This window comes from Streptomyces sp. NPDC096136, from assembly GCF_044763325.1.
In the GTDB taxonomy this organism is placed as follows: domain Bacteria; phylum Actinomycetota; class Actinomycetes; order Streptomycetales; family Streptomycetaceae; genus Streptomyces.
On record NZ_JBIWFZ010000043.1, the window covers coordinates 1 to 13,663 of the forward strand.

General features: G+C 73.1%; 11 protein-coding genes and 1 pseudogene. 4 read left to right on the forward strand and 8 right to left on the reverse strand.

Annotated elements, in window-relative coordinates:
* Both ACIRBY_RS38385 and ACIRBY_RS38390 read left to right on the forward strand, forming a co-directional pair.
* Positions 1–156, forward strand: a pseudogene (locus ACIRBY_RS38385) (ABC transporter ATP-binding protein); the annotation flags it as partial.
* On the forward strand, positions 143–1,015 hold the full coding sequence (locus tag ACIRBY_RS38390) for an ABC transporter permease (protein ID WP_403910003.1): 873 nt from the start codon (positions 143–145) through the stop codon (positions 1,013–1,015). The pseudogene ACIRBY_RS38385 and the gene ACIRBY_RS38390, both read left to right, overlap by 14 nt.
* Positions 1,016–1,053: 38 nt before the next feature.
* On the opposite strand, the gene ACIRBY_RS38395 is transcribed toward ACIRBY_RS38390, so the two are convergent.
* From ACIRBY_RS38395 to ACIRBY_RS38405, 3 genes are all read right to left on the reverse strand, one after another.
* Entirely contained in the window at positions 1,054–1,794 is a 741-nt protein-coding gene (locus tag ACIRBY_RS38395; RefSeq protein WP_403910009.1) for a sirohydrochlorin chelatase, read from the reverse strand.
* 14 nt (positions 1,795–1,808) lie between these two features.
* Entirely contained in the window at positions 1,809–2,630 is an 822-nt protein-coding gene (locus ACIRBY_RS38400; RefSeq protein ID WP_403910015.1) for a BTAD domain-containing putative transcriptional regulator, read from the reverse strand.
* Positions 2,631–2,937: 307 nt separating this feature from the next.
* Positions 2,938–4,359 carry an MFS transporter gene (locus tag ACIRBY_RS38405; RefSeq protein WP_403910018.1) on the reverse strand — a complete coding sequence of 474 codons (1,422 nt, stop codon included), beginning with the start codon at positions 4,357–4,359 and terminating at the stop codon, positions 2,938–2,940.
* Between the two features lie 166 nt (positions 4,360–4,525).
* On the opposite strand from ACIRBY_RS38405, the gene ACIRBY_RS38410 reads away from it, so the two are divergent.
* Positions 4,526–5,125, forward strand: a complete 600-nt coding sequence (locus ACIRBY_RS38410) for a TetR/AcrR family transcriptional regulator (protein WP_403910021.1) — start codon at positions 4,526–4,528, stop codon at positions 5,123–5,125.
* A gap of 76 nt (positions 5,126–5,201) precedes the next feature.
* Here the strand turns inward: ACIRBY_RS38410 and ACIRBY_RS38415 are convergent, their stop codons facing one another.
* The 5 genes from ACIRBY_RS38415 to ACIRBY_RS38435 all read right to left on the reverse strand — a co-directional run bounded on the left by ACIRBY_RS38415 (position 5,202) and on the right by ACIRBY_RS38435 (position 12,642).
* Positions 5,202–5,663 carry a nuclear transport factor 2 family protein gene (locus ACIRBY_RS38415; RefSeq protein ID WP_403910024.1) on the reverse strand — a complete coding sequence of 154 codons (462 nt, stop codon included), beginning with the start codon at positions 5,661–5,663 and terminating at the stop codon, positions 5,202–5,204.
* A gap of 38 nt (positions 5,664–5,701) precedes the next feature.
* Entirely contained in the window at positions 5,702–6,526 is an 825-nt protein-coding gene (locus ACIRBY_RS38420; RefSeq protein ID WP_403910027.1) for a thioesterase II family protein, read from the reverse strand.
* 23 nt (positions 6,527–6,549) lie between these two features.
* Positions 6,550–8,193, reverse strand: coding sequence for a long-chain-fatty-acid--CoA ligase (locus ACIRBY_RS38425; protein WP_403910029.1), 1,644 nt, complete (start codon positions 8,191–8,193; stop codon positions 6,550–6,552).
* Positions 8,194–8,294: 101 nt separating this feature from the next.
* Complete coding sequence (locus ACIRBY_RS38430) at positions 8,295–12,329, reverse strand: type I polyketide synthase (RefSeq protein WP_403910032.1); 4,035 nt, start codon at positions 12,327–12,329, stop codon at positions 8,295–8,297.
* Positions 12,330–12,345: 16 nt separating this feature from the next.
* Positions 12,346–12,642 carry an acyl carrier protein gene (locus ACIRBY_RS38435; protein ID WP_403910035.1) on the reverse strand — a complete coding sequence of 99 codons (297 nt, stop codon included), beginning with the start codon at positions 12,640–12,642 and terminating at the stop codon, positions 12,346–12,348.
* Between the two features lie 135 nt (positions 12,643–12,777).
* Here ACIRBY_RS38435 and ACIRBY_RS38440 point away from each other — a divergent pair, with 135 nt between their 5' ends.
* On the forward strand, positions 12,778–13,530 hold the full coding sequence (locus ACIRBY_RS38440; protein ID WP_403910038.1) for a 2OG-Fe dioxygenase family protein: 753 nt from the start codon (positions 12,778–12,780) through the stop codon (positions 13,528–13,530).
* The last annotated feature ends 133 nt before the right edge of the window (positions 13,531–13,663 follow it).

Below are 13,663 nucleotides of genomic sequence, written 5' to 3' on the forward strand. Positions count from 1 at the left end.
GTCGTCCTCCTCTCCTCCCGCCCCGGCCGGGTCGCCAAGGAATGGACCGTCGACATCCCCCAGCCCCGCCGCATCGAAGACGCCGACGTCGCGGACCTGTCCCTGGAGATCACCGAACACCTGCGAGGGGAGATCCGCCGCCATGGCCGGCACTGACCTCAGGCCCCGGGCCGCCGCCAACGAACTGGCCGGACTGGACGCGCTCGAAACCCACCACGGCGCCCGTACCCCGCTGCGCCGCGTCCTGCTGGGGAAGGCCCTGCCGCCGGCCCTGGCCGTCGCCCTGGTGCTGACGCTCTGGCAGGCCCTCGTCTGGGCCCGCGTCACCGACGACTACGTGCTCCCGCCGCCCGCCGCCGTCTGGGACAGCCTGGCCGACCTCTGGTTCAAGGGCACCCTCTTCGACATCGTGTGGACCAGCGTCTGGCGCGGACTGTCCGGCTTCCTGCTGGCCCTCGCCATCGGCACCCCGCTCGGCCTGCTCGTCGCCCGCGTCCGCCCCGTACGGGCCGCGATCGGGCCGATCCTCTCCGGCCTGCAGTCCCTGCCCTCGGTCGCCTGGGTGCCCCCGGCGGTGCTCTGGCTGGGCCTGGACGACTCGATGATGTACGCCGTCATCCTGCTCGGCGCCACCCCCTCCATAGCGGGCGGCCTCGTCTCAGGCATCGACCAGGTCCCGCCGCTCCTGCTGCGGGCCGGCCGCTCCCTCGGCGCCACCGGCCTGCGCGGCGCCCGCCACGTGGTGATGCCCGCCGCGTTCCCCGGCTACCTCGCCGGACTCAAGCAGGGCTGGGCCTTCTCCTGGCGCTCCCTGATGGCCGCCGAGATCATCGCCAGCTCCCCCGACCTCGGCCTGGGCCTGGGCCAGTTGCTGGAATCGGGCCGCGAGACCTCCGACATGGCCCGGATCTTCCTGGCGATCGGCCTGATCCTCCTGGTCGGCATCGCCGTCGAACTGCTGGTCTTCGCCCCGGTGGAACGCCGCATGCTGCGCGGCCGCGGCCTGCGGGTGTGAACCCGCCGCCGGCCGGCGGTACGGGCCCGGGTCCGCGGTCAGACCGCGAGGGCCCGGGCCCTCGCCACGGCCTCGTCGTGGCGGAGCAGCACGAGCCGGGCGAGCTCGGGAGCGGCCCCGAGCACCCCGCCCAGGACGTCCGCCCCGGCCGCCGCGGCGCCCGCCGCGATCCGGTCGGGCAGCCGGCCCGGGGCCAGCAGGTAGGGGGCCACCGCCACCCGTCGTACGCCCTCGGCGCGCAGCGCCCGTACGGCGTCCTCGGTACGGGGGAACAGTCCGGCGGAGGCGAAGGCGGGCCGTACGGCGCTCCAGCCGCTGCCCTGCCAGGTACGGGCGATCCCCGCGAGCACGGCGGCCGCGTCGGGGTCGGTGGTGCCGGCGGCCGCGAGCACGACGCCGGTCGTCGCGCGCTCGTGCGGGCCGAGGCCGGCCTCGGACAGCCGGCGCTCCAGCGCGGCCGTCAGCAGGGGGTGGGGTCCCAGGACGCCGCCCTGCCGCACGGCGAGGGGGGCCGGGGCCCGGCGCAGTGCCCCGGGCAGGTCGTGCTTCGCGTGGAAGGCGCGGCTCAGGAGCAGGGGCTGGACCACCACGGCCTGCGCTCCGCCGTCCGCCATCCGGGCCAACTCCCCTTGTACCGAGGGGGAGTCGAAGTCGAGGAAGGCCGTGCCCACCCGCAGTCCGGGCCTCGTCGACCGGATCCGCCGGGTGAGTGCGCGCACCGTCGCCGCGTGCCGGGGGTCGCGGCTGCCGTGCGCGACGAGCAGCAGGTGCTCGTCCATGTCCGGGCTCGTCCCTAGCTCGCGACGAGGGCTGGGACGGGCCAGTAGGGCTCGTCCTGGAGCAGCATCGGGTCGTGGGTGAGGATCGCCCGCTCGTACTGGCTCAGGACGGGCGAGGGCTCGATGCCCTGCGACTCGATCATGTTGTGCCGGCACTGGCGGTAGACCGTCAGCGCGTCGAGCTGGCGGCCGCACCGGTACAGGGCCCGCATGAGCAGCATGCAGAACTGCTCGTGGTTCGGGTTGCGCGAGTAGAGCTCGGTCAGCTCCGGGAGGATCCGCTCGTGGCCGCCGGTGCGCAGTTCGAGGTCGTAGAGCAGGATGAGGGCCGAATTTCTCGCCTCCTGATATCTCGTGGAGGCGGTCTGGCAGATCGGCCCGCCGGTCAGTCCGCCGAATACCGGGCCGCGCCAGCGCGAGAGTCCCTCGCGGAGGTCGGAGATGTCCTGGCGGAGTTCGGGCAGGCTTTCCGTTCCCGTCCTGGCGTGGATGGCGTCCACGGTGTCGAGGAAGAGGTAGGCGTCGAGTTCCCACCGGTCGAAGAGGAACATGTAGCCGGAGGTGCTCGTCACCACCCGCGAGCCCTCGCGCTCCGGCTCGACGGCGGCCAGGGTCCTGCGGACCCGGCTGACCTGCGCCTGGAGGGCGTTCTCGACCTTGTTGGGGGGTGTGGTCCCCCAGAGTTCGAGGATCAGGGAGTCGACCGTGACGAGCGATCCGCCGGCCGCGAGCAGGGCCGCCAGGAGCGTCTGCTGCATGGCGCCGCCGAGCCGTACGGCGACCCGTTGTTTGACGATTTCTATGGAGCCTAGGACTGAGAACAGCAACACAAACATCTCCCCGCGAGATGGAAAGAGAACGGTGTCGTGTGCACTGGCGTCGGGCGGTCGATTCGATACCAGAAGCGAACTCGACATGCTCTGGAACCTTAGTGGACCGATCGGTCCCGACCGTACTTGGTCGGACAGGAGCGTGTCAATGAAGCCCCCGGGAGCCCCCGCGGCGCCCGGGTCCGGACATGCCGAAAAGGCCGTGCAACACGCCCGGGCGCCGGATGCGGGGGATCCAATGGAGGCGCCGGACGTGCTGCACGGCCGAACAGGGGGGAGGGGGCGCCGCCGGGGGGCCGGCGTCCCCCTCCCGTCAGGCGGAGGCCTTCTGGCGGTAGCGGGCGGCGCCCGACAGGGCCACCACGGTCACGGCCAGGGTGATGGCGGTGACGGTCCACAGGCCGGCCCGGTAGGGGGCGATCCCGCCGGTGCTGAGCGAGAAGACGGTCGCGGTGAGGGCGATGACCACGCCGTTGCCGATCTGCGCGCCGGCGTTGAACAGGCCCGAGACCAGGCCCTGCTCGTCCGGCGAGGCGGTGCCGACGGCGGCGATGTTCAGCGCCGGGTAGACCGCGGCGAAGCCGAGGCCGCCGAGCAGCTGCTGGGCGAACAGGGTGATCAGCGGGTCGACCTGACCCATCAGCAGGACCCAGCCGAGGTAGCCGATGCTCAGCAGGACCAGGCCGCCGGTCGCGACCGGCCAGGCGCCGTACTTGGTGACCAGCGCGGCGCCGTAGCGGGCGGTGCCCGCGGTCAGCACGCCGCCGAGGAGGAAGGCGAGGCCGGCCTCCAGCGGGCTCCAGTGCAGCTGCTCCTGGTAGTAGAGGGTCAGGACGAACTGGAAGGAGACGTAGGCGCCGAAGAAGAGCATGGCGACCAGCGAGCGGGTCAGCTGGCCCTTGCGGAAGACGGCGAGCGGGACCAGCGGCGCCGGGTGGCGGCTCTCGACCAGGGCGAACAGGGGGAAGAGGATCGCGGCGGCGATCAGCGAGCCGATGGTCTGCGCGTCGCCCCAGCCGTCACTGGCGGCCCGGCTGAGTCCGTACACGAGGGCCACCGCGCCGGCCGTGACCGTGACGGCGCCGAGGATGTCGAGGCTGCCGCTCTTGCCCTTCTCCTGCTGCGAGGGGACCACCGAGGCGGCGAGCAGCGCGACCAGGAGGCCGGCCACGGCCGGGGCGAAGAGGACGAGCCGCCAGGAGACGCCGGCCATCAGGCCGCCGAGGATCAGGCCGAGCGAGTAGCCGGCGGAGGCCACGGCGAGGAAGGTGCCGAGGGCGCGGTTGCGCGACTGCTCGTCACGGAAGGCGTCGAGCAGGATCGCCATGGCGGCGGGTGCGGTGATGCCGGCGCTGACGCCCTTGAGGAGTCGGGCGACGACCAGCAGCACGCCGTCGTCGGCGATGCCGCCGAGGATGCTGGCCACCACGAACACGGCCAGCCAGCCGATCAGCAGCTTCTTGCGGTTGTAGAGGTCGGCCAGCCGGCCGCCCAGCAGCAGGAACCCGCCAAAGCCCAGCGCGTACGCCGAGACGACCCACTGGAGGGCGGAGGTGGTCATGCCCAGGTCCGCCTGGACCAGGGGGAGGGCGGGTCCCATGCTCGCGATGTCCATCGCGTCGAGGAACTGCACCGCGCACACGACCAGGAGCAGCAGCGGCAGGCTTTTCACCACGGGGGCCGGAGGGGTCACCGCCCGTGCGATGGGAGGGGAGGTCGGGGATGCCTCGGTCATGATCAGACTCCGATCGGAGTGTCGTCGGAAGCAGCGAGCGGGCCAGAGCTATGCCAAAAATGATGGACCGATCAGTCCAGGACTGATCGGTCCATTTCTAGCGCTCACAAACCCCTGTGTCAAACGTATGCTGGGATCCGCGGGGGAGAGGCGAAGGAGTTGAGACATGGCGCGCACACCGGCACCGGGTACGAGGCGGCGGATTCTGGAAGCCTCGGCCAAACTCTTCGGTGAGCAGGGGGTCCGGGCCGTCGGCATGCAGCAGGTGATCGACGCGACCGGCGTCGGGAAGAGCCTGCTCTACCGCGAGTTCGCCAGCAAGGACGAACTCATCGCGGCCTGGCTGCGCGAGAGCGACGCGCAGTGGTGGGAACAGGCCGAGGAGGTCACCGCCCCGCACAGCGGCGACCCGGCCCGCCAGATCCTCGCGCTGATGGAGTTCTTCCAGGACAGCGTCAGGGAACCCGACTTCCACGGCTGCATCTACTACAACACCTCCAGCGAGTTCCGCGACCCCGCCCACCCGGGCCGCGAGGAGGCGAAGCTGCACCTCAAGGGCCTGCGCAACTGGTGGCGCGACAAGGGCGCCCAGGCCGGCGCCGAGGACCCCGACGCCCTGGCCGACACCCTGATGCTGATCGTCGGCGGCACCCTGGCCAACGGCGAGGTGCTCGGCGCCGCCGGCCCCGCCCGCATGGCCCTGACCACCACCGAGCTCGTCCTGCGCCAGTACTGCCCCAACGCCCTCGCGGCCGCCGGGATCTGACCGGCGCCGCCCCGCACGAACGGCCCCGCGGCACCGCAGTGCCGCGGGGCCGGCGTGCGTCGGCCGCCGGGCCCCCTCAGGAGCCGGGGGCACCGGTACGCGTGGGCTGGGCGTGGCGCACCGCCACGCCGTGCTCCTCGTACCCGTCGTTGTAGACGAACGACGAGGGCATCCGGTCGTGGAACTGGTAGTCGGCTTGAATTCGACCGTCGTCGGCGAGCACGAGGATGTCCTGGCCGGACATCTCCATCTCCCCCGTGGCCGCCGTGACCATCACCCAGTTGAACCGGACGACGTCGTGGTGGCCGGTCGCGTTGTGCGAGGACCGGAACTCGTACCCCATCGGGCCGTACACCTCGTGCGTGTAGGCCAGCTGGTCCAGCAGGGCCGCGTGCCCCCGGATCGGGTCCTTGCGGTAGAAGACGTAGACGCAGTCCGGCGCGTACATGGAACGCACCATGTCGCGGCGGCGCTGCGCGTCCTTCTCGTTCCACAACGCGACGTAGCGCGCGAGGAGTTCGTTGGGTCGGGGCAGCATGAAGGGGTACCTCCGGGTTCTCCAGGGACGCCGCCCGCTCAGCCCACCGCGGCGTAGCGCGGCAGCAGCTGGGCCAGGTCGGCCGTGATGGCGCGGGCGTGGGTCCGCAGGTAGAAGTGGTCCCCGGGGAAGGTCCGGCACCCCAGGAACTCCGGCGTCCGCCCGGCCCACGACCGCATGGCCTCGGGCGCGAGGAGCGGATCCCCGCGCCCGGAGTAGGCGACGACGGGACAGCCCACGGCCGCCCCGTCGTCCGAGAAGTCCGCGCACACCGCCCCGTCCGCGCCCATCGCGCGGACCGCCGCCGCCAGCAGCTCCGGATCCTCCTCGACCTCCGGCGGCAGCCCGCCCAGCACGCGCAGCGCCCCCAGCGGGCAGGCCACCAGGTCGGGCGGCGCCGTGAACCCCAGCGGCGCCCACCCCGACACGGCGAGCAGCGACGGCGCCGGCAGGCCCCGCCGCTCCAGCTCCACCGTCAGCCGGTAGCCGAGCAGCGCCCCCATCGAGTGCCCGAACACCGCGTACGGGCGCTCGTCCAACTCGTCCGACAGCACCCGGGCGAGGGCCTGCGCCAGCGGGTCGAGCCGGGTGTACGGGGCCTCGCGGCGCCGCTCCTGCCGGCCCGGCAGCTGCACGGCCTGGCAGCCCACCGAGGCGGGCAGCTGCCCCGGCCACTGCCGGTACATCGGGGCGCCGCCCCCGCTGTGGTGCAGCAGGAACAGCCGCACCTCGGCGTCCGGATCGGCGTCGGCCGGGTGCAGCCAGCGCGAGGCGCCCTGGACCTCGGGCAGCGGGCCCGCGCGCACGGGCTCCCGTACGGCGTCCAGGGCGGGCACGGTGTCCAGGGCGGGCACGGTGTCCACAGCGGGCACGGTGTCCACAGCGGCTACGCCGCGGGCGCGGGCGCGGGCGCGGGCGCGGGTCCGGGCGTCGGGGCGGACGCCGGCGCCGGGTCCGACGCCGCCTCGAACCGCTCCCGCAGCACCCGGCGCAGCACCTTCCCCGTGGGGTTGCGCGGCAGCTCGCCGACGATGTCGTACCCCGTGGGAATCTTGAACCCGGCGATCCGGCCGTTCAGGAACCGCAGGAACTCCCGCGGGGCCGTCGCCCCGGCGTCCGGCCGCAGCACCACCGCGGCGCGTACGGCCTCGCCCCAATCGGGGTGCGGGACCCCGTACACGGAGACCTCCGCCACCGCCGGATGGGCCCGCAGCGCATTCTCGACCTCCGTGGGATAGATGTTCTGGCCCGCGACGATGACGGTGTCGTTGACCCGGTCGGCCAGGAACAGGTAGCCGTCCTCGTCGACATGGCCCATGTCGCCCATCGACAGCCACGCGCCGGACTCCCCGGACAGCGCCTGCGCCGTCACCTCCGGCAGCCGCCAGTACCCGAGGAAGCGGGCCGGGCTGTGCACCACCACCCGCCCGACCTCGCCCGCCGGCAGCGGACGGCCCTCCCCGTCCAGGATCCGCAGCTCCACCCCGGGGACGGCCCGGCCCGCCGAACCGAGCACCCGGCTGTCCGGCGTGTGGTCCTCCGGCGCCAGAACGGTCAGGAAACTGCCCGCCTCCGCCGACGAGTAGCCCTGCGCCAGCTCGCAGCCCAGGACGTCGATGCAGGCCAGCAGCAGCTCGCGGTCGATGGGGGAGCCGCTGTAGACCACCTTGCGCAGGGAGCGGAAGGTCGCGCGGGTCGTGCCCCGCTCGGCCAGCATCATCCGCAGCATCGCGGGCGCCGCCCACAAGGTGGTGATCCGGTGCCGCTCGATCAGCCGGGTCGCCTCGTCGGCCACGAACTGGCGCATCACCACCGTGGTGGCGCCGGCGTTGAACGCGTGCATGAACCAGCCGAAGCCGGCCGTGTGCAGGCCAGGGAAGCAGCTCAGCCCCCGGTCCTCGGGCCGCCAGTCGATCCAGTCCACCCCGGCCGCCCGGGTGTCGGCGATGAAGGTGAAGAACGTCCGCTGCGCCAGCACCACCCCCTTCGGCAGCCCGGTCGTCCCGCTCGTGTACAGCTGCGCGACGGGGTCGTCGAAGCCGGCCGCGCCGGCCGTGGACGGCTCGGTGTCCGGCAGGGGCGCCTTCCAGTCGAGGAACCCGCCCGCCACATGCCGGTCCGAGTCCATCTCCACGACCTCGCGCAGCCCCGGCAGCACCGGCCGCAGCTTGTCCACCAGCGGACGGAACTCCCGCTCCACGAAGAGCAGTTCGGCCTGCGAGTCGCGCAGGACGTGCTCGACCTCGCCCAGCGTGAGCCGCGAGTTCACCGGCACCAGCACCGCGCCGCTCTTCGCGCAGCCCAGCGCCAGGTCGTAGTAGCGCTCCGATTCCCGGCCCAGGTAGCCCACCCGCGATCCGGCCGCGAGGCCCGCGGCCAGCAGCGCGTGCGCGGTGCGGTTGCTCTCCCGGTGCAGCTCCCCGTAGGTGAGCGCGCGGTCCTCGCAGACCACCGCGGGCTGGTCGGGCCGGGTCCGGGCGTGCAGCGCCGCGCGGGCGGCGAGGGTCCGGTCCTCCGTACGGTTGTCCATGGGTCTGTTTCCCTTGTCGGTCGCTCGGACGGTTGAGGGGGCCACGGCGGCCGAGGCGTTCCGCCGTGGCCCCGGTCGGGGGCCCGCAGGGGGCGGCGCTCTCAGGCGGCGGCGGATGCGGCGGCGGGAGCGGCCGCGGCCGTCGCCGGCCCGGAGGCCAGCCGTACGGACAGCAGCTCCGCGAGCTCCTCCACCGACGGGTGGTCGAAGACCACCGACGACAGCAGCGGGATCCGCAGCCGCGTCTGGAGCTGGTTCTTCAGCACGATCGCCGTCAGCGAGTCCACGCCGAGCTCCAGGAAGCTCGCCCGCGTGTCGACGTACTCCGGGTCGTCGACCGCGAGCAGCGCCGCGACCGTCGCGCGGATCAGGGCGACCAGCGCCGTCTGCCGCTCCTCGGGCCCGGCCGCCGCCAGCGACTCCACGTCCACCGGCGCCGCCGCGGCCGCCGCCTGCGCGGTCCGCTCCGCCGCGGCCGCCTCCACCGGTCGGTCCGGGAGGCGGGTGAAGCCCATCCCGGACAGCTCCATCACCGGCCGGCCGTCCTCCTCCAGCAGCAGGACGTCCAGGGTGAACGCCGGGTCCGTCTGCTCCGGGTCCTCGGCGCGCGCGACGCGGGCCGCCGAACGCAGCACCTCCCCGCGCGGCTTCTTGAAGGCGCGCAGCCGGCCCACGCTGGTGGCCACGTACCGGCGGCCGTCGTCGGTGAGCGCCGCCAGGCCGTGCGTCGCACCGTCCAGCAGCGGCGGCGGCAGGTGCTCGGCCCGGGAGACGTCCCCGCCCGACAGCTCGGTCACCGCGAAGTCCGGGCCGTACGACGTCACCGACCGGGCCCGCAGGAACTGCGGCCCGTACTCCAGCCCGGCCTCCGCGTAGGCCGCCTTCACCTCCCCGCCGTCCATCACCCGCGACGGCTCGTCGCCGTCGAGGGCCCCGGTCAGGGCCAGCAGGGTCCGGGCCGGGCCACCGAGGCCGCTGCCCGCATGGTCGGGCTCGGCCGCGACGGAGGCCGTGGCGTGCAGCCGCTCGGTCCCCTCGGGCTCGTCGGCGCCCCGGCTGGAGACCTCCACCTCCAGCCGCCCGTCCGGCCCGGGACGGACCCGGGTCAGCAGCAGCGCCGGCCGGTCCGACAGGAAGAGGGCCTCGTGGAAGCGCACGTCCTCCACCGCCCGGCCGGTGTCGCCGTGCACCTCGTCCTGCACCGCCAGCAGCAGCTCCAGATAGGCCGCCGCCGGCAGGAAGACCTGGCCGCCGATGGTGTGGTCGGCGAGGTACGCCGGCTGCCGGGAGCTGATCCGCGCGGTGAACTCCCGCACCCCGCCGTCCCGTCCGGTCTCCCGCCCGAGCAGCGGATGCCCGTCCCCGCCCGCCCCGCCCCGCCCGGAGGGCCGCGCCGGGAGCCGGTACTCGCGCCGGTCGAAGGCGTAGCCCGGCAGCGGGATCCGCCGGCCCGGCCGGCCCGCGTACACCTCGTCCCAGGCGATGGTCAGCCCCGCCTCGTACGCACCCGCCAGCGCGGAGTCCAGGGCGGCGCCCGTGGTGTCCTTCGAACGCAGGCTGCTCAGCCAGCGGTGCTGCTCCTGCGGCACGCTGCGCCGGGCGAGCGAGGTCAGCGCCGAGGACGGCCCCACCTCCAGGAACACGTGCCGGCCGCGCTCCGCGATGGTGCGCACCCCGGCCGCGAACTCCACCGTCTCGTTGACGTGCCGCACCCAGTACTCGGGCGTCGCCAGCTCCCGCGGATCGGCGATCCGGCCGGTCAGGTTCGACACGATCGGCAGCTGCGGCTCCTGGAACCCGATCCCGCGCAGCACCTCGGCCAGCGGCTCCGACACCTCCGCCATCAGCGGAGAGTGGAACGCCGCCGTCACGTGCAGCTCGGTCACCGTCCAGCCCGGCTCGCGCAGCGCCTCCACCGCCTCGGCCAGGGCGTCCGCCGCGCCCGAGACCACCACCTGCTGCGGGGCGTTGACCGCCGCGACCGCCAGCTGCGGCCACTGCGCCAGCCGCGCCCGGACCTCCTCCGCCGGCGCCGTCACCGCGGCCATCCCGCCCGGCGCCGACACCGATTCGATCAGCCGGGAGCGGGCGGCGAGGAAGGCGACCCCGTCGGGAAGGGTGAACAGCCCGGCCACCGTCGCCGCGACGATCTCGCCGACGCTGTGCCCGATCAGCACGCTCGGCCGCACCCCCCACGACAGCCACAGCCGGGCGAGGGCGTACTCCAGCGTGAACAGCGCCGCGTGCGTGAAGGACGTACGGGCCAGGGTCTCCTCGGCGTCCGGCGCGTCGCCGAACATCACCGCGGCCACGGAACGCCCCAGCAGCGGCGCGAACAGCGCGTCGCACTCGTCGACGCACCGGGTGAACACGGGGAAGCGGCCGTACAGGGCGCGGCCCATGCCCACGTACTGCGAACCCGAGCCGGTGAACAGGAAGGCCGTCTTGCGGAAGGCGTCGGGCTTCCCGTCCCCGCGCGGCGGGGCGCTCCACCGCTCCAGCCGGCCGGCCAGCTCCGCCGTGTCCGCGACGGCGGCCGCCGCCCGGAAGCGGAAGTGCGAGCGGCCCGTGGCCCGGGTGCGGCACAGGTCGGCGAGGGAGGTCTCCGGACGCTCGGCGAGGAAGCGCGCGTACCGCTCCGCCTGGAGCCGCAGCGCGGGACGCGACTTGGCGGAGAGCGTGAAGACCTGGCCGCGCTCCTCCCGTACGTCCTCCCCGGCGTCCTCCCGTACGTCCTCCCGTACGTCCTCCCGCGCGGGGGCCTCCTCGGCCGGCGCGGACGCGGGGGGCTCCTCCAGCACCGCCACCGCGATGGCCCCGGCGACCCCGAAGCCGTTGACCGTGGCCCGTCGTACCGGCGCCTTCCAGGGCCGCTCCTCGGTCGCCACCGTGATCGGGTACGTGTCCCACGGGATCCGCCCGGAGAGGTTGCGCCACACGTGCGGGAAGAAGGCGCCCGCGCGCATCTGCGTGATCACCTTGATCACCGCGCCCAGCCCGGCCGCCGGCTCCATGTGCCCGATGTTGGCCTTCAGCGACCCGATGACCAGGGGATCCTCCCGGTCGTGCGAGGCGCCGAACACCCCGTTGACCGAGCCCATCTCGATCGGGTCGCCCAGAGGGGTCCCCGTCCCGTGCGCCTCGACGTACTGGATGTCGCCCGGCTCCAGCCGCGCGTTCGCCAGCGCCGCCCGCATCACGGCCTCCTGCGCAGTGCCGTTGGGCGCGCTCAGGCCCGCGCTCTCGCCGTCCTGGCCGATCGCCGTCCCGCGGACCAGCGCCAGGACCCGGTCCCCGTCCGCCAGCGCGTCCGACAGCCGCTTGAGGACCAGCGCCCCGCAGCCCTCGGCGCGCGCGTAGCCGTCCGCGCTCTCGTCGAAGGTCTTGCAGTGCCCGTCCGGGGCCAGCATCTGGGCGTGCGAGAGGATCACGTACGAGCGCGGGTTGTGCAGGGTGTTCACCCCGGCGCACAGCGCGATCCCGCACTCGCGCCGCCGCAGCCCCTCCACCGCCAGGTGCAGGGCGGTCAGCGACGCCGCGCACGCGGTGTCCGTCGTCAGGCTCGGGCCGCGCCAGCCCAGGAAGTACGACAGCCGCCCCGACAGGGAGTACGCGCCGAGCCCGGTCGTCAGGCTCCCGTCGAGCTGCTCGTCGGCGAGGCCCTCCAGCTCCAGCGCGAAGTCCAGCGGCGAGGCGCCCACGTAGACGCCGCCGTTCCCGTGCCGCAGGCCCGCCGGATCGATGCCGGCGTCCTCCAGCGCCTCCCACACGGTCTCCATCAGCAGCCGCTGCGCCGGATCGATGAAGGGGGCGTCCTTGGGCGGAATGTTGAAGAACTGCGCGTCGAACGCGTCGATGCGGTCGAGGAAACCGCCCGCGACGGCCGTGACGTCACCCTCGGCCACCTCCGGGACCCAGCGGTCGCGCGGCAGCGGTCCTATTCCGGAACGCCCCTCCCGGAGGAACGCGTCGAGGTCGGATATCGAATGGTTCCCCCCGGGCAGGCGCATGCCGATACCGACCACGGCGATGGGCTCGTGCTTTTCCGAAAGGAACCGCCCGAGTTCCTCCTCCTGCCGGCGGACGGTCTCCTCCGCGGCGTCGAGCCTTTCCTGCAATTCCGGATGTCCCGGCATGGCCGCCGTCCCTCTCTCAGTTCGCGTCGAAGATGTCGGCCAGCACGTCCGAGGCCAGATAGTCGGTCAGCCGCTCGACGGTGGGCTGGTTGAACAGCGCCGTGCTGCTGATGCCCCGGCCCAGCTGGTCCTCGAGGCGCTGCTTGACCATGGTGAGCAGCAAGGACGTCATACCGAGCTCGAAGAAGCTGTCCTCCAGGGGGAGCTCCTCGTCGTCGGGCATGAGCAGCGCTCTCTTGAATTCGGCGACGACGATTTCCTCGAGGACCGTCCGGCGTTCCGTCCGGGGCGAGGTCATTAATAGGTCTGTCATACCGGCCGAGTGAAGCACAGGCCGTGTGACGACCGGCTGACGTCCATCTGACGTGCGAACCCTGTCAGTTGAGCGTCAGCAGTACCGTGGGAACCTCGGAAGCGCAGTGTGAGATCCGGCGTGGAGGAGCCAATCATGCAGACCGAGGCACGGGAAGAACTGCGGGCCAACGGATATTCGTTGCTGCCGGCCGACCGGCTCGTCATCGACGCCGAATTGCGGCAGCACGTGAAGGAACTGGCCGCCGAATGGGAGAACCTGGAGACCGACCGGTACCTGAAGGGCGGATCCCGGTTCCGTGAGCGCGCCTACGACCGCTTCTTCTTCGTGCCCCGCACCGGGGAGGTCCGGCTGCGCCCGCACCGCCCGTACTTCCAGTCGATGAACGCCAACGACTACGCCGGCGGCATCGACCGCGACGTGGCCCCGCTCAGCCGGACCACCCTGGACAACCCGCTCCTGACGCGGCTCCTGCGCGCCAACTTCGAGAGCTTCCCGGTCCCCGAGGAGTCCTGGCTGGACGACCCCTGGGACGTCCAGTGCCACCAGTTCCGGATCATCAGCACCCCCGACGAGACGGGCGAGCCCACCCCCGAGGGCCCGCACCGCGACGAGGTCGACTTCGGCGCGATCCACCTGATGGGCCGCTTCAACGCCGACGGCGGGGAGTCCCAGGTCTACAGCCTGGAGCGGGAGCTCGTCGCCGAGTTCTGCCTGACCGAGCAGATGGACACGATGTTCTGGGCGGACGGCCAGATCCTGCACGCCGTCCGCCCGATCCAGCCCGTGGACCCGTCGAAGGCGGCGGTCCGGGACGTGCTGATCATGGGCTACAAGCACGAGCCCGAGCTGCGGCGCGAAGAGCGCGGCGAGAAGAACGCCGCCTGACATGACGACCACCGAGATCCGCCGTGTCGACCGGGTGGTCATCCGTTTCGCGGGTGACTCGGGTGACGGTATGCAGCTGACGGGTGACCGTTTCACCTCGGAGACGGCGTCCTTCGGCAACGACCTCTCGACG